Consider the following 18,075-nt stretch of genomic DNA (forward strand, 5'->3'; position numbering starts at 1 on the left):
TGCAAATAGCCTGTTATTTATTTAATGTCCATGAGGTTAAAGCTGACTGTTAATCCTTTTTATTAGTACTAGTTGTTGAAATGCCCTTTGATTTGGAACGAACTTGAGGTAAAAGAGGATAATTACAATTTTATTAAGAAATCTAGTAGAATTACGTCATTTAACTGTATGGGAAAGAAAATTAAGTAACAAGGATGTTGCTATTTTTAACATAAAGCCAATTGTTTTGGCAGTGATTTTTCAAATACGAATATAATCGGCTTGAAAATCGAAATCATATTTTAAGTTTAGAGGTATTAGCGTGGAGCTAAGCGGTGCACAAATCGTGGTTCAAAGTCTTAAGGACGAGGGGGTAGAATATATTTTTGGCTATCCTGGCGGGGCGGTATTGCATTTATATGATGCTATTTTTCAACAGGACGATGTCAAACATATCCTGGTTCGGCATGAACAAGGCGCAACTCATGCAGCTGATGGTTATGCGCGCGCCACCGGCAAGCCGGGTGTGGTGCTGGTTACTTCCGGGCCCGGCGCTACCAATGCCGTAACAGGTATTGCCACTGCTTATATGGATTCCATTCCCATGGTGGTAATTTCCGGCCAAGTGCCGTCTCCGGTAATTGGCAGCGATGCCTTCCAGGAAGTCGATATGATCGGTATTAGCCGTCCTTGCGTTAAGCATAACTTTCTGGTCAAGGATGTGACCCAATTAGCCGAGACCATAAAAAAAGCCTTTTATGTAGCCACAACCGGCCGTCCCGGACCTGTCGTTGTTGATGTACCCAAAGATATGACGGATCCAAGAATAAAAGTACCTTATAAGTACCCTAAAAATGTAGTTATGCGTTCTTACAATCCCTCAATTAGCGGGCACAAAGGCCAGATAAAAAAAGCGGTAGAGCTATTACTAACTGCCCATAAGCCGATAATTTATTCCGGCGGCGGCGTAGTATTGGGGGAAGCCAGTAAGGAACTGACTGAGTTTACTCAAACATTGGGTTATCCAATTACCAATACCCTGATGGGGCTGGGCGCTTACCCGGCAACTGACAAGCAATTCATCGGCATGCTCGGTATGCACGGTACCTATGAGGCTAATATGGCAATGCATGAGAGCGATGTCATCATTGCTATCGGGGCGCGCTTTGATGATCGGGTAACCGGTAAGCTGGATCAATTTTGTCCCTATGCCACGGTCATTCATATTGACGTGGATCCTGCCTCCATTTCCAAAACCGTTAAAGTCGATATTCCTATTGTGGGTGAAGTTAAGCCGGTACTGGAGCAGATGCTAGAGTTAATTAAGGACAGTAAAAAGAAACCCGACAAAAAAGCCTTGGAAGCCTGGTGGAATCAAATTGAGCAATGGCGCTCAGTCAAATGTCTGGAGTTTGACCGTGGCAGTCGCCTGATTAAGCCGCAATATGTCATTGAGCAACTGTATGAAGTTACTAAAGGCGATGCTTACGTTACTTCGGATGTAGGTCAGCATCAGATGTGGGCAGCCCAATATTATCATTTTGATAAGCCTCGCCGCTGGATCAATTCCGGAGGCCTGGGCACAATGGGCTTCGGTCTGCCCGCTGCAATCGGTGTTAAGTTAGCGTTTCCCGATGCCGATGTGGCCTGCGTTACCGGCGAAGCCAGCATCCAGATGTGCATCCAGGAATTATCGACTGCGCTGCAGTACAAAACGCCAGTAAAAATCATTAACCTGAATAATCGTTACATGGGCATGGTAAGGCAATGGCAGGAGTTCTCCTACGAAAGCCGCTACTCGCATTCCTACCTCGATACTCTTCCGGAATTTGTCAAGCTTGCAGAAGCTTATGGTCATGTCGGGATGCGCATTGATAAGCCCGAAGAAGTCAGGTCCGCGCTGGAAGAAGCTTTCGCCTTGAAAGACCGCACGGTATTTCTGGATATCATTACTGACAGAACTGAAAACGTCTACCCGATGATTGAGGCTGGTAAAGGTCATCACGATATGAAGTTAAGAGTCGCGTTGGGTACATCGACCGATAGGGAACTGGCTTAATGAGACATATCATTTCAATTTTGATGGAAAATGAATCCGGCGCCTTGTCACGTGTGGCAGGCCTGTTTTCCGCGCGCGGCTATAATATTGAATCATTAACCGTAGCGCCTACTGAAGATGCCAGTTTATCGAGAATGACATTGGTCACGCGGGGCAATGAAGACATTATCGAGCAGATCACCAAACAGCTGAATAAATTGATTGATGTGGTTAAATTGATTGATTTGGCCGATTCCGCTCATATTGAGCGGGAACTGATGATGATTAAAATCAAGACCACCGAACATACCCGTCATGAAGTCAGAAGCATGGCGAATATCTTCCGCGGCAGAATTCTTGATGTGACCCCGACTTCTTATGTTGTCGAGATGACCGGGCCTTCGGAAAAGCTGGATGCTTTTGTTGCAGCTATTGATTCAGATACTATCATTGAAGTTGCGCGCTCGGGGCCGACAGGCATTTCCAGGGGCGAAAAGGGGCTACGTTTATAACCCCAGCCCCACGCACTTAGTCCATTTATTTTAAAATCAGAAAAACAGGAAAATTCATGCAAGTTTATTACGACAAAGACGCCGACCTTTCCATCATCAAAGCTAAAAAAGTAGCGATAATCGGTTACGGTTCCCAAGGTCATGCCCATGCTAACAACTTGAAAGACTCCGGTGTTGATGTTGTGGTAGGGTTACGCGCAGGTTCTCCCTCGGTTGCCAAGGCCCAGGCCTGCGGCTTAACCGTTAAAGAAGTGCCTGAAGCAGTAGCGGGCGCGGATATCGTCATGATTCTGACGCCTGACGAGTTTCAATCTGCTCTCTATAAAGCTGAAATTTTACCTCATATTAAACAGGGCGCTGCGTTGGCATTCGCTCATGGCTTTTCCATCCTCTACAATCAGGTCGTGCCTCGGGCGGATCTGGACGTCATCATGATTGCGCCTAAAGCGCCGGGCCATACCGTACGTTCAGAATTTGTGCGTGGCGGCGGCGTGCCTGATTTAATCGCCATACACCAAGATTCTTCCGGCAGAGCCAAGGACATTTGCCTGTCTTACGCCTCGGCCATCGGCGGCGGCCGCTCAGGCATTATTGAAACCACCTTCCGGGATGAAGCGGAGACTGACTTGTTTGGGGAGCAAACGGTATTGTGCGGCGGTGCAGTCGAATTGATAAAAGCCGGATTTGAAACCCTGGTTGAAGCCGGTTACGCGCCGGAAATGGCCTATTTTGAATGTCTGCATGAGTTAAAGCTGATTGTTGACTTAATGTATGAGGGCGGTATCGCCAACATGAACTACTCCATTTCCAACAATGCCGAGTATGGCGAATATGTCACCGGACCCAGAGTCATCAATGAAGAAAGCCGCTGGGCAATGCGTGAAGCATTGAAAAATATAAGAAGCGGCGAATACGCCAAGCAATTCATCATGGAAGGCGTGACCGGCTATCCCGAAATGACAGCCAAACGCCGTTTGAACGCCGAGCATCCTATTGAAGTAGTCGGAGCAAAACTGCGCAGCATGATGCCCTGGATCAAGGCGAATCAGATCGTTGATCAAACTAAAAATTAATTCTATTATTCCGGCGGCTTTGCAAAGCCCATCTCATGATGGGCTTTTTTCTTATGAGATGTAAAAGCGGTCTCAGCCAAAAGCGGCCAGCCATTCCTTAAATGCCGCAGTGAATTCAAATCCACTTACTCTGTCCATTAAGCATGGATAGTGCATAAAAAAGCCTAATACATCACTTTTACAAACTGACACCGTTTAATCGTTCATGAGAAACAAATGACTGCTCGACATATTGGTTTTATAAGTTTGGGTTGCCCGAAAGCGCTGGTTGACAGCGAACGGATTCTAACCAAACTTCGCTCCGAAGGTTATACCATTTCGCCTACTTATCAGGACGCGGACCTGGTAGTGGTTAATACCTGTGGATTTATTGATGCGGCAGTTGAGGAATCGCTGGACAGCATTGGCGAAGCGCTGTCTCAAAACGGCAAAGTAATCGTTACCGGCTGTTTAGGCGCCAGGGAAAATGAAATCCGCGCTCGCCATCCCCAGGTATTAAAAGTAACGGGGGCGCATGCATTAGATGAAGTTGTGGCATCGGTGCATGAACATTTGCCGCCGCCGCATGATCCTTTCACCAGTCTGGTGCCGCCGCAGGGAATAAAGCTGACGCCCCGGCATTATGCCTATCTAAAGATTTCTGAAGGCTGTAATCATCGCTGCACGTTCTGTATTATTCCGTCAATGCGGGGCGACCTGGTCAGCAGGCCGATTGATGAGGTCATGCTGGAAGCTGAACGTCTGGCAAATGCCGGAGTAAAGGAGCTGTTAATAGTTTCTCAGGATACCAGTGCCTATGGCCTGGATTTAAAGTATCAAAGCCGGGATTGGCAAGGCCGTTCCGTTAAAACTCGCTTTTACGATTTAGCAGAGGCACTGGGTGATCTGGGTATCTGGGTAAGAATGCATTACGTCTATCCTTATCCGCATGTGGATGACGTTATTCTATTAATGGCCGAAGGAAAAATTCTGCCTTATCTGGATATTCCCTTCCAGCATGCAAATAGCCGCATCCTTAAGTTAATGAAACGGCCCGCAGCCAGTCAAAATAATCTGGAACGCATAAAGGCATGGCGCGCGATCTGTCCTGATATAACTTTGCGCAGTACGTTTATTGTCGGCTTTCCCGGAGAAACCGAGCAGGAATTTGAAGAATTACTGCAATTTATGAGCGCAGCGCAGCTGGACAGGGTCGGCTGTTTTGCTTATTCGCCGGTAAAAGGCGCGGTTGCCAATGATTTACCGGATGGGGTACCTGAAGAAATCAAACAGGAGCGTCTGGCTCGTTTTATGTCGCATCAGGCTGAAATCAGCGCGGAGCGTTTACAAAACCGGGTGGGACGCATTGAAACAGTGCTGATCGATGAAGTTGTGGAAGAAGGGGCTGTGGCAAGAAGTAAAGCCGATGCGCCGGAAATCGATGGACAAGTGTTTATTGATGGCGCGATACATCTGAAAGTCGGCCAATTCGTTGATGTCGAGCTTGAAGAAGCAGATGAATATGATTTGTGGGGACACTTGATTTAACTCCTAAGAGGTAAATGCTGTTTCTGTTCAAGTTTGCTCATAACTTGAGGCGCTCAGCCTGGTTTGCAGATTTCATTAAAAAGTCCACTAAAAGCTTTATACCGGGGGCATAGCCGTTTCTCCGACTGTGACGCTATGCCGTTTACCGTCTTGCTCAACAGAGATTTGATAGGTAAAGCGGTCCGGCTGGGGAGGAGAGGTTATCGGGGAGGGCAAATTGAAAAAGTCCGCCCCTTCCATGATTCGTCGAAGCTGGATTGCTTCATTGGGAAGCATGGCTGAGACATCCACCGTTTTGATCATGGGGGTAGCGTTAAAGCCGCCGCTTCGTGGTAGGGTAATGTACATTGATTTTTCCTCCGTTTTTGCAACTCCCGATTGTGATGCACAAGCGCTAGCGCCTGAGCATACCAGGCAGGCTCCGAAAACATAGAAGAAAATCCGTTTCCCCCATATATTATGCGTACTGGTAATGCTCACGGCTAAGCCGTCTTCTGACTGCACCAGAGTACCGGGAAGATTTCTCCTTGAGCTGCATCATAAACTGTGCGGCTTTTCTGACCCGAAGAAACGGCAAACGAGACATTTCCCATAACTTCCCCCTCGCCGCGGAATTGCGTGGACGATCTTAAGGTTTGCAAGACATAAGTGCGCATCTTGTCGTCCCCATGCATAATAATATGATTCATCATATAAGGCGGAATAATACAACAAATCGAGCAAACCTCAGAGTTACCCTCAAGCTGATTTTTCGCTCTTATTGATTTTTTTGTGGTGTTTTCATGCAACTCCTTAACAATTTATTGGAAATGCCGGGTATCCTGTGGCTCAATTAAAACTTTATTGATCCTGAACAAGGATATTGTCAATCCGTAATTCTCTACTTAACCATATAGATGGGGATCCAACTGGTGTGCCACTTGCCGTAAAGCTTGGGCATTTTTCATGGCCTGTGAAATTGCATAAATTGCGCAGCTCAATCATATGTAATATTATAACATTCTCTTCAGACCCTTATATTCACCATGACTTCCTCCCTCACCCCTTCCCCATTTTCAGAGCACGACCATAAAAAATGTGTCAGGGAGGCGCTTGATACGGCCGAACACATCTGTGTAATTCGTGGAGTGCAATTGACGCCAATTCGTCATAAAGTATTGGAGTTAATCTGGGAAAGTCACAAAGCTATTAAAGCCTATGATCTGCTGGATCGCATAAAACCCCTTATGGATGCTGCGAAACCGGCGACTATTTACCGAGCCCTGGATTTTTTGATTGAACAGGGCCTGATTCATCGGGTGGAAAGTCTTAATGCCTTTGTCGGCTGCAGGTGTTCGGCTCATCAGCATGAACAGTTATTGCTGATTTGTAATCGCTGCCATGACGTTGAAGAAAGGCCTGCAACTAAAGTCATGAGGGCTCTGGCGCAGGAAATCGAACAGGCAGGCTTCATCGTCCATCGTAAAGCCATCGAGATCCATGGTATTTGCGCAAAATGCGAGGCCCAAGCCGGTAATCCAAACTAATATATCGATAATCAATGGGCCCATGCCCATGATATTCAAATACTTGTAATTTTTTAATTATAAAATGAAATCAAGATTAGTCCGGAAGGAAAAAATTGTTGTTATATGTTATGTTATAACATATCTTAAAGCTAAAATATTATTGAATTCAACTTCATGCCTGGCGACCTTAAAGACATAGTGGTAAAGCTGCCCCCTTTTACAAATTGAACTGTTAATGCTTACCTCTCTAATCAATAAGTTAAGTACATTATGAATAAAAGGCTTGTCTTTATTCTTCTACTAATCCGCACGATCAGCTCTGTGGCCTATGCAGCAGACAATAAAGTTCCGGAGTTGGAGGAAGTCGTTGTCACCAGTACTGAGCTTAATCAATCCAAGTCAGAGTCAGCTCATCCGATGACTGTATTGACTGGGGATGAGTTGCAGATGAAAACCGGCCACAGCATCGGCGAAACCTTGAAAAACGAACTGGGCATCACCAGCCAGTCATTCGGCCCCGGCGTCGGAACTCCGGTAATCCGCGGACAAGCTGGTCCAAGGGTGCGGGTGCTGAATAACGGCATAGGCAGCAATGACGCTTCGACAATCAGCCCGGATCACGCTACCAGTATCGAACCGCTGCTGGCAGAACGCATTGAAGTGCTGCACGGCCCTGCAACCTTGCTCTACGCCAGCGGCGCGATGGGCGGCGTGGTCAATATCATCGACAATCGCATTCTTGGCACAGTGCCCGACAAACTGCTCGGCGGCGCTCTGGAACAACGCTTCGATTCCACCTCCGACGAAACCAGCACGACAATGAAACTGGAAGGCGGCCAGGGTAATATTGCTTATCACCTGGACGGCTTCTACCGGCACCGTAACAATCTCGACATCGGCGGCAGCGGCATCGATACAGCCGCTGTCTCAATCACCGATCCGACGCTGGACATCGTCGACAATCCCAGCGGCTTTCTGAACAACACCGGCGCCGAGGCAATCAACGGCTCGGCCGGCGCTTCCTGGATCGGCCAGCGCGGTTTCGCCGGCGCTTCTATTAACCACCTGGAAAACAATTACGGTATCGCTCCCGACGGCACCGGCGAGGAAAGGGTGCGCATCGCCCTTAGGCAGGATAAATACGATTTTAAAAGCGAGTTAAACAAGCCGTTTCGCTTTACCAAAAGCCTGCGCACCCGCCTCGGCTACACCGATTACCAGCACACTGAAATCGCCAACGGCGAACCCGGCGCCTTTTTTACCAATCGGTCCTATGAAGGCCGTCTTGAACTGACTCATCAGGATATCGGACCGCTACGCGGCATGGTCGGCTTTCAGGCGATTGCCAGCGACTTTAACGCCATCGAGAAACTGACTCGCGACGCCATTGTGCCCCATTCACAAATCAACAGCTACGGCGTGTTTGCGGTGGAATCATTCGAACTCGGCGTGGTGACCTACCAATTCGGGATACGGGTAGAGCATTCCGATATCAAACCGGAAGGCATGAACAACCTCAGCTACACGCCGGTTAGCGCCTCGGCTTCGGCACTGTGGAAACTCGACAACCGCAACAGCCTGAATCTGGCAGTTACCCGCTCTTCGCGAGCCCCGCAGGTACAGGAACTGCTGGTCAACGGTTTCCATGACGCCACCCGCAGCTTTGAGCGCGGCAGTATAGATTTGAAAGAAGAAACGGCCTATAACCTGGATCTGGGCTATCGTTTCAAATCCGACTGGCTGCGCGCCGAGTTTGATTTGTTCCACAACTGGGCTAGCGATTATATTTCCCAGCAGCGCAGCGGTGAATTTGTCGACGAAGACGGCAACCCATGCATAGCCGACTGCGTGCCGGTATTGATCAGCAATCAACGCAATGCGATATTCAAAGGCTTCGAAGCCAAACTGACTTTCCCGGTGATGGAAAACCATTACGGATTGCTGGATTTAACCCTGTTCAGCGACTATACCCGGGGCGAATTTAAAGACGGCAGAGATGTGCCGCGGATGCCGCCGCTGCGTTACGGCCTGCAACTGGATTATGCCAGGGATGATTTCTCCAGTTATCTGCGTTTTACCCGCGCCGACGCACAAGCGCATGCCGGCGACTTTGAAACCTCGACTGCAGGCTACTTTCTACTGAATGCCGGTGTCCAATACCAGCTCAAGGCCTATCAGAAATCCAGGCTGATGCTGTTTGCCAAAGGCAGCAATCTGCTTGACCAAAACATCCGCAACTCGACCTCTTATTTACGCAATTTTGCTCCCGAACCAGGGCGCGGGGCAGAAATAGGTATTCGAATCAGTTACTAAAGTCTCATAAGAAAACTCTTCAAAAAAGCTGGAGCGTTTTTATATATTTGTATAAATGGAAATATACACTTGTGATATAAAATCGGATTTGCTGTAATTCATCCTACTTTTAATGTCAACCCGCATGAGGCTGATTTATGGATAATGAATTACTGGAGCTTGCCAAAAAACTGGGTCGAATATTAAAAGCAAGGGGGGAAAAAATAGCCGCGGCCGAATCCTGTACGGGCGGAGGAATCGCTCAAATTATTACCGAAGTTCCGGGCAGTTCCGCCTGGTTTGACCGGGGATTTGTCACTTACAGTAATTCGGCAAAAGTGCAGATGCTGGGTGTCAGTCAGGAGACGCTGGAAAAATACGGTGCAGTTAGCGCAGAGACTGCCGCTGAGATGGCAGCGGGAGCATTAGCTCATAGCGAAGCAGATATAGCAATTGCCGTGACAGGGATAGCGGGTCCTGAAGGTGGAACCCCGGAGAAACCGGTCGGAACAGTATTCATGGCTTGGGCATGGGAAAACGGAAATTATAAAGTAGAAAAAATGAAATTTTCCGGAAATCGCCATCAAATAAGAGAGCAAACCGTTAAAACAGCTATTGAACGGATAACTATATGATGGAAATCATTTTGCTGCTTTTGAGTATTCTCTCTAACAATTGTCGTGGTCAACCAATATAAAACAAGATAGATACAGCTTTGCTTTAAGGTAAAGCATGAGGCTTTAAGGTAAAGCATGGGTTTTTATCGTCTGGGGAAAATGGGTCATCCCCGGCAACAGAAGGCAAGAGGCCTGTATTGCGGCGGGTGATGGGCAAAACGGTCGACTGGGCTATGTTGAATTATTCAGTTATGAAGCAGTTCAGCAGGTTTAAAATCGTTTCAACCCGGCAAAAGCGGGAATTGTGCTTTCTTAAAGTCAGTGTGACATTGGTGGCTGAAGGAATACTGTCAGGATTTTTATAAATAATTTTATGACTCTTGCCTCCCGGATTGGTATGATTTAAAACTGAGCCAAAAATTGCACCTCGGATTTCTCCGCATAGCCATAATCGAACTGACAACAGTTCCGGCATTTATTTAGCTATTATTTCAAAGGCTGGAGGGTGACTCAGGAGTCAGGGTGTTAGTATTATCATGGTTTTAAAGATTACCTATAACTAAAATACTGTAAAACATGCTACACCACACATAGGGTAGATATAACAACGCTAAGTTGCGTTTAATTTAGCGCTACCATTCCATCAAAAACACGATCAGGTTTGACTATGAAGAGTAATAGCAATAATCAACAAAATACCTTTGATCATAGTACTCACAAACAATTTGTAGAGTATTACGCCAAAGAAAGCTTAAGCGATTCAACTATCAACCGGATGCAAGGAATTTTTAATTGTATCAATAGAAATCTTGAAAAGCGCAGAATTAATCAAAAACTGAGCATTGCAGATATCGGCTGCGGTGCCGGAGTAATGAGCATGATGTGGGCTAAACAAGGCCATGACGTCCACGGATTAGATGTAAATGAAGCGCTGTTAGCGATAGCAGGGCAGCGAGCACATGAAGCCGGTTTTGATATAGAATTCTGCCTGGGGTCGGCGACGAAATTACCTTGGGCAAACGAAACTATGGATGTCTGCATTGCGCCCGAACTTTTAGAGCATGTGGATGAATGGAAAAATTGTCTTACAGAGTTTGCAAGAATCTTGAAACCGAATGGCGTACTTTTTATTAGCACATCTAACAAATTATGCCCTAAACAGCAGGAATTCAATTTGCCTTTTTATAGCTGGTACCCCGCAGTAGTGAAGCGTTATTGCGAAAATCTTGCCAGGACAACACGTCCGGATATTGCAGGGTATGCTAAATACCCTGCTGTTAATTGGTTTAGTTATTATCAACTTCGAAAAGAATTTTTAGACATGGGAATGGCCTCTTTCGATCGCTTCGATATCATCGACTATAATAACAAGCCTTCTTATCAAAAAATTATAATAAAGTTTATAAGAAATAATCAGGTTTTACGGTGGCTCGGACATGTAGCGAGTCCCGGACTATCCATGTTAGCGATAAAGAAATCATAATGCGCGATATTTTGGTTACCCTTATTGTTCTAGTAGGTTGTATTTATACTCTTAAAAGACCTTATATCGGCATTTTGCTTTGGTCGTGGCTGAGCTACATGAATCCGCACCGCCTATGCTTCGGCTTTGCCTATAATGCGCCTTTCGCCCAGATTACTGCCATTGTGTTACTGGGTTCAATGTTATTATCCGGTGAACCAAAAAAATTTCCCTTTAACCCAATTACTTTTTTCTGGATTATATTTGTTCTTTTTATGGGAATTACGACGTTTTTCGCTTATTTTCCAGATATAGCGGCCTTACACTACAATCGAGTCATTAAAATTCAATTGGTTGTCTTTTTAACCCTCATGTTGATAAACGATATAGATAAACTGAACAAATTAATCTGGATTATTGTTTTATCGATAGGTTACTACAGTGTGAAAGGAGGATTGTTCACCTTGTTATCAGGCGGGGCATTTCGTGTCTGGGGTCCAGCAGGTAGTTATATAGAAGAGAATAATAGTCTGGCAGTTGCTGTCTTAATGGTCATACCCCTCATGATTTATCTTTATCAAATTAATGATAAGAAGTGGATAAAACGGGGTTTATTAGCTGCGATTATTTTTAGTTTATTTAATGTACTGGGAAGTCAATCGAGAGGTGCATTAATAGCAATTATTGCGGTAGGCGCTTTTTATTGGATTAAAAGCCAGAGCAAAATGGTCTCCGGTATTGTTATGGCGATATTGGCCATGAGTCTGTTGGCTTTTATGCCTGACTCCTGGTATCAAAGAATGGATACTATTAATAATTATGAACAAGATAGCTCGGCGATGGGGCGCATTAACGCATGGATATATGCCTATAATGCAGCCAATGATAATTTGTTAGGCATGGGATTTGAATCGTGGTCCAAAGAAACATTTGCGCTGTATGCACCAAACCCGAAGAATGTGCATGCTGCGCATAGTATTTACTTTTCTGTTCTAGGTGATCATGGATGGATTGGTTTATTTCTGTATTTGCTAATTTACTTTATGACTTGGCGTAAGTTAACGAACATCATTAAAAAAACCTCAAAAAATGAGGAGTTAAAGCAAATTCATAATTTGGCAAAAATGTTACAAGTCGCATTTATCGCTTATTTTACCGGAGGGATATTTTTAAGTTTATCGTATTTTGATCTTCCTTGGCATTTAATTAGTATAGTGATTATTATCTCCCCGCTGGCGGTGGCTAACCGGTCATTAACAACTGAGCGCATCGTAGAAAGAGTGAACCTCAAGCGCTGGGATACGCCATGACACTGCTAGAGCATTCACCTCACTAGAAAACACCTCAGAATTAATATTCCGCTTCACGAAAGTATTCGCTAAAAATCATCCAAAATCATTTTAGTTAATTCGGCTTTAAAATCTAATCTTGATTAGCTGATAAGATAGCAAAGACGGAGCTAAAAGGCTGGACAGTTACCAGGCCGGTTTCCATCCTAATAAGCCGGCGAGAAGATAAGCAGTATACTTTAATTTAAGAGGAAAATTAGTCCACGCTTTAAATAAGGATATGAGTGCGATTTTTTTATTTCCAGCTATCAAATGAAGTAATCCGAAGGAGGCATGATATTCTGCCATTTGCCGATAAAATTGCAGTTTGGATAGACATCGCCCGTCCGGACTGCACAAGCCCCACCTTTTTACTGAATTTAATAACAAAACTGTTCTGTAATCTATGGGACGTACTTTTCTATTGCCTTGGTGCATATGTTGGCGATAGAGAGTAGTAGTTTGTCGAATTTTTAGAAAGGGGTATTGCCTGGATATACGTAACCATAATTCCCAATCTTCGCTGTATGGCAAAGTTTCATCGAAAACCCCGCAGGTTTGGAAAACCTCCGATCGAAACATTGCGGTACTGGTTAATACCCAACAATCCAAGAGTAAAAGATGATATATCCAGCCAGAAAATTCTTGGTCAATATCGTCATCATCGGCTATTTTGCCAAAGCTATCAGGTCTAGGAAAAATGCCTGAAGAATCAGGATGCCACAAAGTAAAAGTGCTATAAACAACGCCTGTTTCAGGACATTCTGCAAAGGCCTTTATTTGCCTGGAAATTTTATTAGGGTACCAATAATCGTCGTGATCCATTAAACAGATATATTGGCCTTTAGCTTCTTGTATACCCTTATTGCGTGCCGCGCATACACCGGCGTTCCGTTGACTAATTAATCTGACTGGATGGTCATATGTCTGAATAATTTCTTGGGTTTTATCAGTGGAGCCATCATCAATAATTAGCAGTTCAATACAGGAATAATCTTGGGCTAAAACACTATCAATTGTTTCAGCAATATAGGCTTCACAGTTATAGGATGGAATAATGATAGAGACCAAAGGATGCATGCTAAACGTCCTTGCCTAACCCACGTTCTAAAAAACGCATTGGCTTGCCCAGCGCCCATGACCAGGAGCGAAAAATTTTATTCATGGTCAATTGCAGATCTCCGCGTATTTTATAAGTATCCATCAATTGATTAACCAGTAAAGAGGAAAAAGAATGCTGAATATTGTTAATTTGTAATCGGATGTTATCGAGTCTTTCAAAATTGACTTGAAGTTCGCTATTCGCCGCTGCAATTAATTGGCTATGCAGAGTCATGCCTAGTTCAATGAACTCAGACTGTTCACACCCATCTGATAAGGGTTGGTGATGATGAATCAAATCTTTAGAAATGAACTGAGACAAACCGTCTGAGGCTTGATTTAACGGTACAGGAAAACGTAAATCGAGGGTTTTCTCAATATTCATAAATGCCTCAACAGGATTATTCACCAGATTATCAAATGTGATGAATGTACGCATCAAGCTGCGAGTCCAGTATTCGGCATCGAGGTAATGCAAAACCCATAATAAATATGATTTTTCCAGGGAAAAACCATCGCGTTTTTTTAAGGACAGATAGACTTCTTGGGGGACGAATAACTATTAGATATTTAGCCTCAATGCCTTCAGCGTCCATAATATTTATCCACCAGGGTAATAAACGGCAAACTCGCGGATCTTTAACAGCCCAAACAGCTGCCTGAGAAAAGTCTTTTCGTAAATAACCTTTGATTTTTTGGGCGTAATGGTCCAGTTCTTTACATTTCCACCAATCAGTATGTTTGGGTAGAATATCATCCCATGCCGAATATAAGGCCAATAAAGCCTCTTCATTGGTATCGGCAAGGTCGCTGTGTTCAAAATAACCTTTAGCATTAATATTGGCATGTCCGGCATAAAGTTTTTTACCTAGCGTCACGCCTAAACAATGAAGCATTCCAGTTGTAGCGGAAGTACCGCTACGGTGTATGCCTAAAATAATGATTGCCTGATTATTCATAAATGCCTTTGAATAGTTTGCAAAAGTGTTTTTATTTTTTTATACGCGAGATAAGTTCGTATTCAAAGCCCATTGGTTTTCTCATCAGATACCATAGACTTAAAAGTGCAACGCTATACGTTAACGCTCCTACAAGCAATGATAAAAGTATCGTGAATTCCGGTGCAAGCCCAGGGAACATTTGCTGGCTCGCATGTAAAACAAAGTACATAACCATGCCAGCAATGACAGGACGTATCCAAGCAGATAAAATCGCTAAAAGAGTTATTGATTTCAATGTTCTTAAAAGATAAAAAAGCCTGAAGATTGTCAAAGACGTGACACTGAGTCGGCCATATAAAATGGTTTGAAAATCGAAATTATTTACAGAAAGCGTATAAACCACGAGCAATGTAATAATACCCTCCACAATGAAAATGAGAGCAAAATCCCGGGTTTTATTCATTAACAACAGAATTTCCCCGATAGGTTGGTTAAATCCGCCAATAAGGCTTATGACAGCCAATAACTTCAACATAGAGGCGGCTTGGATGTATTGCGCGCCATAAATGAGGTGTAATACCGGTTCTGCAATTGAAGCCAGACCCATTCCCGCCGCCATGGCTATGGTGGCAGTTATGTTGAATATTTTTTTTATACTTTCTTCAAGCCATGCCTGATCGTGTTGTTTAGTCGCCAGAGCAGGTAATAAAACTCGTCCCAATGGGTACAATATCTCAAATACCGCCATCTCAGCCAGTTCCCCGGCTATGGCATATAACCCCACTATTGTGGGACTAAAATAGGCAGCCAATACTAAACGGTCGGCTTTATTGGTAAGAAATATAGCAATTGAGCGCACCATCATCCAAAACGAAAATCCGAACATTTCTCGTCTGGCAGATAATGACAGACGGGGGCGGTAGGGATGCATTAAATAAGTCAACATCAATCTGGTGACCGAGCGCGCTACCCCTCCTAAAACAAGAGCCCAGTAAGAGTGCAGCCACAACCCGAAGCCCATCGTCGCAATAACTCCTATTAGCTGGATGGACACGTTAATCTGAAAGTCTTTGTGAAAGGCGAGATTGCGCCGAAATTGGGTGAATCCGATATTAGTGAAGCCATCAATAAGCATGCTTATGCTCATGGCGTACAATACCGGTTCAAAGCGAGGATCATTATAAAATTTTGCTGAGAAAAAACCTGCTACAGCAATCAACGCTGCAATGAAAATATGAATGAGTATTGAGAATGTCCAGGCTGTATCGTAATGCTTACGCTGAGGATCGGGGTGGCGTATTAATGCATTATCGACTCCCAGGTCGGTAAACGCATCCAATAGCCCGACAAGCGCGGTTGCTACGGCCATAATACCAAAATCTTCCGGTGTTAACAGACGGGCAATAACTACCATTGAGGCAAGCCCCATAAACCGGGATAACCAGCGCATGCCAACGGTCCAGAATGTTCCGCGGATGACTTTGGAGCCTATCGATTGGGTTTGGGTAAGCAATGGGTTGATACTCACAAAATAGCGTAGAGTGTTTAGGATTGTTGAACAATCAGGTGTTCAGAAAAAGGATTGTTAGCGTCAAGTTCGTCGTCGGATGTAAATAACTGCATCTGGGATTGTGACGGCAAAAGAAAATCATATTCCGTGGCTGTAGCGCGCCAGCCATGCATGCCAGAAATTTCTTTGGGATCGAAACTTTTTTTAACGTATTTCTGAATAGCGTGATCCAAACTCAAAACGATGTAATGTTTAAGCTTGAAATCGATAGGATAGGGACGAATGCCTGGAAAATCGACTAGATGTCCACCGCTGGCATGAAGATTGATTGAAGGAGGACCAAAGCGGTGATTTTTTATAAGTTCTCGGGCAAAAGCTTTCATTCCCATCCATCTGCGCGGCTGTTTTTTCCAAGCATTGAGCCGGTGCGGATGGCGTGGGCCAAAAGGATAGTACCAGTGCATGGTTTTTTGAAAATCTGGGTGCTCGTGGTTAGGCGATTCGCGCACCGGTAAAAAAGTGTATTCCATAAAATTGATGGCGTTGTAGCCTTCGTTGTCTACCTGAGCGATGGCTTCGGCCAAGGTTTGGTTTGATGAAGGAGGCAGGCGAATTTCATCTAGGTCTGCATGCATAAACCAGTCAGCTTCAAGCTCATCAGCTAACTTTTCTTTTCATCTCAATTGCTTGCTTAACTCAAACATTCTGTTACGAGAAATAGTTTCAATGCCAAGAAGGTTTTTGTTGAGATACTCCCGAGCGATTTCGACGGTAGCATCCGTCGATTCGTTATCAATTAAATATACTTCTACACCCTGGTTGAGATAATGGTCCAGGCAAGCACGAATGAATCTTTGTTCGTTATAGGCAGCAAGAATGACGATGATTTTCATTGTGAAATTAAAAATTAAGCTCAATCAGACTTTTAAGGAGTTTTCCATTTATTTTTGTGGTAATCAAGTCTCAGGCTATTTTAGCGAAAATTGAGTCAACTATAATCCATTTTGGAGTTATTTACTGATTTTTATACCTTTGGCGTAGTGCCTCTGCTTATGAGAGGCAGCGTCATAGAACAGTTAAAAAGTAAAACTGTTTATCGATTATTTTTTTAGTAGTCGTCGTCAGGACCATTCACATAGTATGACTTTAACGATAGCCTGAAAAAAGCCATACGATAAAATATTAGCCTGTCATGCTCTTTTCTGACCAGAATAAAGTTGTACATATATCGTTGCTTGAGAGACTTTTGGGCTTTAAGCCATTATTGCTTTACTAGTCGACATCAGGGGTTTAATAACAAAAGTTATACATTGATTTTCTTATATTTTCTTACTAGGTAAATAATAGAACTGGATTAATTAAAATTTCAAATAAAGAGCCATTTAAGTCTCCTATCGAGAACTTTTTCTTAAGTAAAAAACGTCAGATTCTTTTTAAAACATTAAAGCAGCCTGAAAATCCTAAAGACTTTACTGCTTAAAAAAGCAGGTCAGCCACTTTCTTGACGCCCTTGTACTTTATAATAATACAAGCCAGCCCTATCATAAAAATCCTTTACCTCCAGGCTATCAAGTCCTTCTTTTCAATATAAAGAAATTCGATGAAATATTATTAAGATAAAAAATTATTTCATAACGATTAGCTACCGGGAGGGTGCTTTTTCCTATTAATCGATTATTATTTAAACACTGGTAAGGATATTTTTACCGGAGTGTAAGTATGATGGGACTGGGAGTTTTTGATAATATGGCAAATAATGACGCCGACTTATTATACGACTTCAATACCGATTGCGCTTGTATGGCTATCCTGGCAAACCTGCTGATACTCAGGCCTTGATTCCTGATCAGTTGGATAACCGCTAACTTAAGGCTGGCATTAATTAGCCTGTGTTTTTGACTCATAATCCCGGTTCCTCTTTAAACTCATTAACCTGGGATATTAAAATGAACAGGGTTTTGATGCTTTTGAGGTATAGATTGAGACGCTGAGTAAAAATAGACTCTCTGTCCATAAAAAACCCGCTTTAACGGCGGGTTTTTTATTATTTTATGGTAGCTTGCAGGTCAAGCCCTGCCAGTTAATCCAGCCAGACCAGGACCACCCGGCGGTTTTGGGCGCGGCCTGCTTCGGTGCTGTTATCGGCTATTGGCTGCGATTCGCCATAGCCTTTGGCAATCATATGGT

The 18,075-nt window shown here is 44.1% G+C and carries 17 protein-coding genes; 9 read left to right on the top strand and 8 right to left on the bottom strand.

What is annotated here, in order from left to right; all coding sequences use genetic code 11:
- Positions 1–301: 301 nt before the first annotated feature.
- From HUX64_RS08780 to rimO, 4 genes are all read left to right on the top strand, one after another.
- Complete coding sequence (locus HUX64_RS08780) at positions 302–2,038, top strand: acetolactate synthase 3 large subunit (RefSeq protein WP_174625856.1); 1,737 nt, start codon at positions 302–304, stop codon at positions 2,036–2,038.
- Positions 2,038–2,529 carry an acetolactate synthase small subunit gene (gene ilvN / locus HUX64_RS08785; RefSeq protein ID WP_174625857.1) on the top strand — a complete coding sequence of 164 codons (492 nt, stop codon included), beginning with the start codon at positions 2,038–2,040 and terminating at the stop codon, positions 2,527–2,529. Before HUX64_RS08780 ends, ilvN begins: the two co-directional genes overlap by 1 nt.
- Before the next feature lie 56 nt (positions 2,530–2,585).
- The gene (gene ilvC, locus HUX64_RS08790; RefSeq protein WP_174625858.1) at positions 2,586–3,602 is read left to right on the top strand and encodes a ketol-acid reductoisomerase; all 1,017 of its coding nucleotides are present in this window, start codon (positions 2,586–2,588) and stop codon (positions 3,600–3,602) included.
- A 216-nt stretch (positions 3,603–3,818) separates the two neighbouring features.
- Entirely contained in the window at positions 3,819–5,129 is a 1,311-nt protein-coding gene (gene rimO / locus HUX64_RS08795) for a 30S ribosomal protein S12 methylthiotransferase RimO (RefSeq protein ID WP_174625859.1), read from the top strand.
- A 96-nt stretch (positions 5,130–5,225) separates the two neighbouring features.
- Here the strand turns inward: rimO and HUX64_RS08800 are convergent, their stop codons facing one another.
- Together HUX64_RS08800 and HUX64_RS08805 are read right to left on the bottom strand one after the other, a co-directional pair.
- On the bottom strand, positions 5,226–5,477 hold the full coding sequence (locus HUX64_RS08800) for a protealysin inhibitor emfourin (RefSeq protein WP_174625860.1): 252 nt from the start codon (positions 5,475–5,477) through the stop codon (positions 5,226–5,228).
- A 134-nt stretch (positions 5,478–5,611) separates the two neighbouring features.
- Complete coding sequence (locus HUX64_RS08805; protein ID WP_281355263.1) at positions 5,612–5,917, bottom strand: protealysin propeptide domain-containing protein; 306 nt, start codon at positions 5,915–5,917, stop codon at positions 5,612–5,614.
- 237 nt (positions 5,918–6,154) lie between these two features.
- Between HUX64_RS08805 and HUX64_RS08810 the strand changes: the two genes are divergently transcribed.
- The 5 genes from HUX64_RS08810 to HUX64_RS08830 all read left to right on the top strand — a co-directional run bounded on the left by HUX64_RS08810 (position 6,155) and on the right by HUX64_RS08830 (position 12,318).
- The gene (locus HUX64_RS08810; protein WP_174625862.1) at positions 6,155–6,655 is read left to right on the top strand and encodes a transcriptional repressor; all 501 of its coding nucleotides are present in this window, start codon (positions 6,155–6,157) and stop codon (positions 6,653–6,655) included.
- Between the two features lie 252 nt (positions 6,656–6,907).
- Entirely contained in the window at positions 6,908–8,950 is a 2,043-nt protein-coding gene (locus HUX64_RS08815; RefSeq protein ID WP_174625863.1) for a TonB-dependent receptor, read from the top strand.
- Positions 8,951–9,087: 137 nt separating this feature from the next.
- Positions 9,088–9,564 (top strand): CinA family protein, encoded by a 477-nt coding sequence (locus tag HUX64_RS08820; RefSeq protein ID WP_174625864.1) that lies wholly within the window; start codon positions 9,088–9,090, stop codon positions 9,562–9,564.
- Between the two features lie 649 nt (positions 9,565–10,213).
- On the top strand, positions 10,214–11,029 hold the full coding sequence (locus tag HUX64_RS08825; RefSeq protein ID WP_174625865.1) for a class I SAM-dependent methyltransferase: 816 nt from the start codon (positions 10,214–10,216) through the stop codon (positions 11,027–11,029).
- Positions 11,029–12,318, top strand: coding sequence for a putative O-glycosylation ligase, exosortase A system-associated (locus HUX64_RS08830; protein ID WP_174625866.1), 1,290 nt, complete (start codon positions 11,029–11,031; stop codon positions 12,316–12,318). Before HUX64_RS08825 ends, HUX64_RS08830 begins: the two co-directional genes overlap by 1 nt.
- A 165-nt stretch (positions 12,319–12,483) precedes the next feature.
- Here the strand turns inward: HUX64_RS08830 and HUX64_RS08835 are convergent, their stop codons facing one another.
- The 6 genes from HUX64_RS08835 to HUX64_RS08860 form a co-directional block, all read right to left on the bottom strand.
- A complete protein-coding gene (locus tag HUX64_RS08835) occupies positions 12,484–13,416 on the bottom strand; it encodes a glycosyltransferase (RefSeq protein ID WP_174625867.1) in 933 nt (310 codons plus the stop codon).
- A 1-nt stretch (position 13,417) separates the two neighbouring features.
- Entirely contained in the window at positions 13,418–13,846 is a 429-nt protein-coding gene (locus tag HUX64_RS08840; RefSeq protein ID WP_174625868.1) for a hypothetical protein, read from the bottom strand.
- Between the two features lie 7 nt (positions 13,847–13,853).
- Complete coding sequence (locus HUX64_RS08845; RefSeq protein WP_174625869.1) at positions 13,854–14,396, bottom strand: hypothetical protein; 543 nt, start codon at positions 14,394–14,396, stop codon at positions 13,854–13,856.
- 31 nt (positions 14,397–14,427) lie between these two features.
- A complete protein-coding gene (locus HUX64_RS08850; protein ID WP_281355264.1) occupies positions 14,428–15,906 on the bottom strand; it encodes a lipopolysaccharide biosynthesis protein in 1,479 nt (492 codons plus the stop codon).
- 17 nt (positions 15,907–15,923) lie between these two features.
- Positions 15,924–16,472 (bottom strand): hypothetical protein, encoded by a 549-nt coding sequence (locus HUX64_RS08855; protein ID WP_174625871.1) that lies wholly within the window; start codon positions 16,470–16,472, stop codon positions 15,924–15,926.
- A gap of 90 nt (positions 16,473–16,562) precedes the next feature.
- On the bottom strand, positions 16,563–16,781 hold the full coding sequence (locus HUX64_RS08860; protein WP_174625872.1) for a glycosyltransferase: 219 nt from the start codon (positions 16,779–16,781) through the stop codon (positions 16,563–16,565).
- Between the last annotated feature and the right edge of the window lie 1,294 nt (positions 16,782–18,075).

The organism is Candidatus Methylobacter favarea, from assembly GCF_902806695.1.
Taxonomy (GTDB): Bacteria; Pseudomonadota; Gammaproteobacteria; order Methylococcales; family Methylomonadaceae; genus Methylobacter_B; species Methylobacter_B favarea.

Excerpts from the sequence above, each read along its gene's own strand:
- ilvN (WP_174625857.1), top strand. The coding sequence starts at position 2,038 with ATGAGACATATCATTTCAATTTTGATGGAAAATGAATCCGGCGCCTTG.
- ilvC (WP_174625858.1), top strand. The coding sequence starts at position 2,586 with ATGCAAGTTTATTACGACAAAGACGCCGACCTTTCCATCATCAAAGCT.
- rimO (WP_174625859.1), top strand. The coding sequence starts at position 3,819 with ATGACTGCTCGACATATTGGTTTTATAAGTTTGGGTTGCCCGAAAGCG.
- HUX64_RS08800 (WP_174625860.1), bottom strand. The coding sequence starts at position 5,477 with ATGTACATTACCCTACCACGAAGCGGCGGCTTTAACGCTACCCCCATG.
- HUX64_RS08810 (WP_174625862.1), top strand. The coding sequence starts at position 6,155 with ATGACTTCCTCCCTCACCCCTTCCCCATTTTCAGAGCACGACCATAAA.
- HUX64_RS08815 (WP_174625863.1), top strand. The coding sequence starts at position 6,908 with ATGAATAAAAGGCTTGTCTTTATTCTTCTACTAATCCGCACGATCAGC.
- HUX64_RS08820 (WP_174625864.1), top strand. The coding sequence starts at position 9,088 with ATGGATAATGAATTACTGGAGCTTGCCAAAAAACTGGGTCGAATATTA.
- HUX64_RS08825 (WP_174625865.1), top strand. The coding sequence starts at position 10,214 with ATGAAGAGTAATAGCAATAATCAACAAAATACCTTTGATCATAGTACT.
- HUX64_RS08830 (WP_174625866.1), top strand. The coding sequence starts at position 11,029 with ATGCGCGATATTTTGGTTACCCTTATTGTTCTAGTAGGTTGTATTTAT.
- HUX64_RS08835 (WP_174625867.1), bottom strand. The coding sequence starts at position 13,416 with ATGCATCCTTTGGTCTCTATCATTATTCCATCCTATAACTGTGAAGCC.
- HUX64_RS08845 (WP_174625869.1), bottom strand. The coding sequence starts at position 14,396 with ATGAATAATCAGGCAATCATTATTTTAGGCATACACCGTAGCGGTACT.
- HUX64_RS08860 (WP_174625872.1), bottom strand. The coding sequence starts at position 16,781 with ATGAAAATCATCGTCATTCTTGCTGCCTATAACGAACAAAGATTCATT.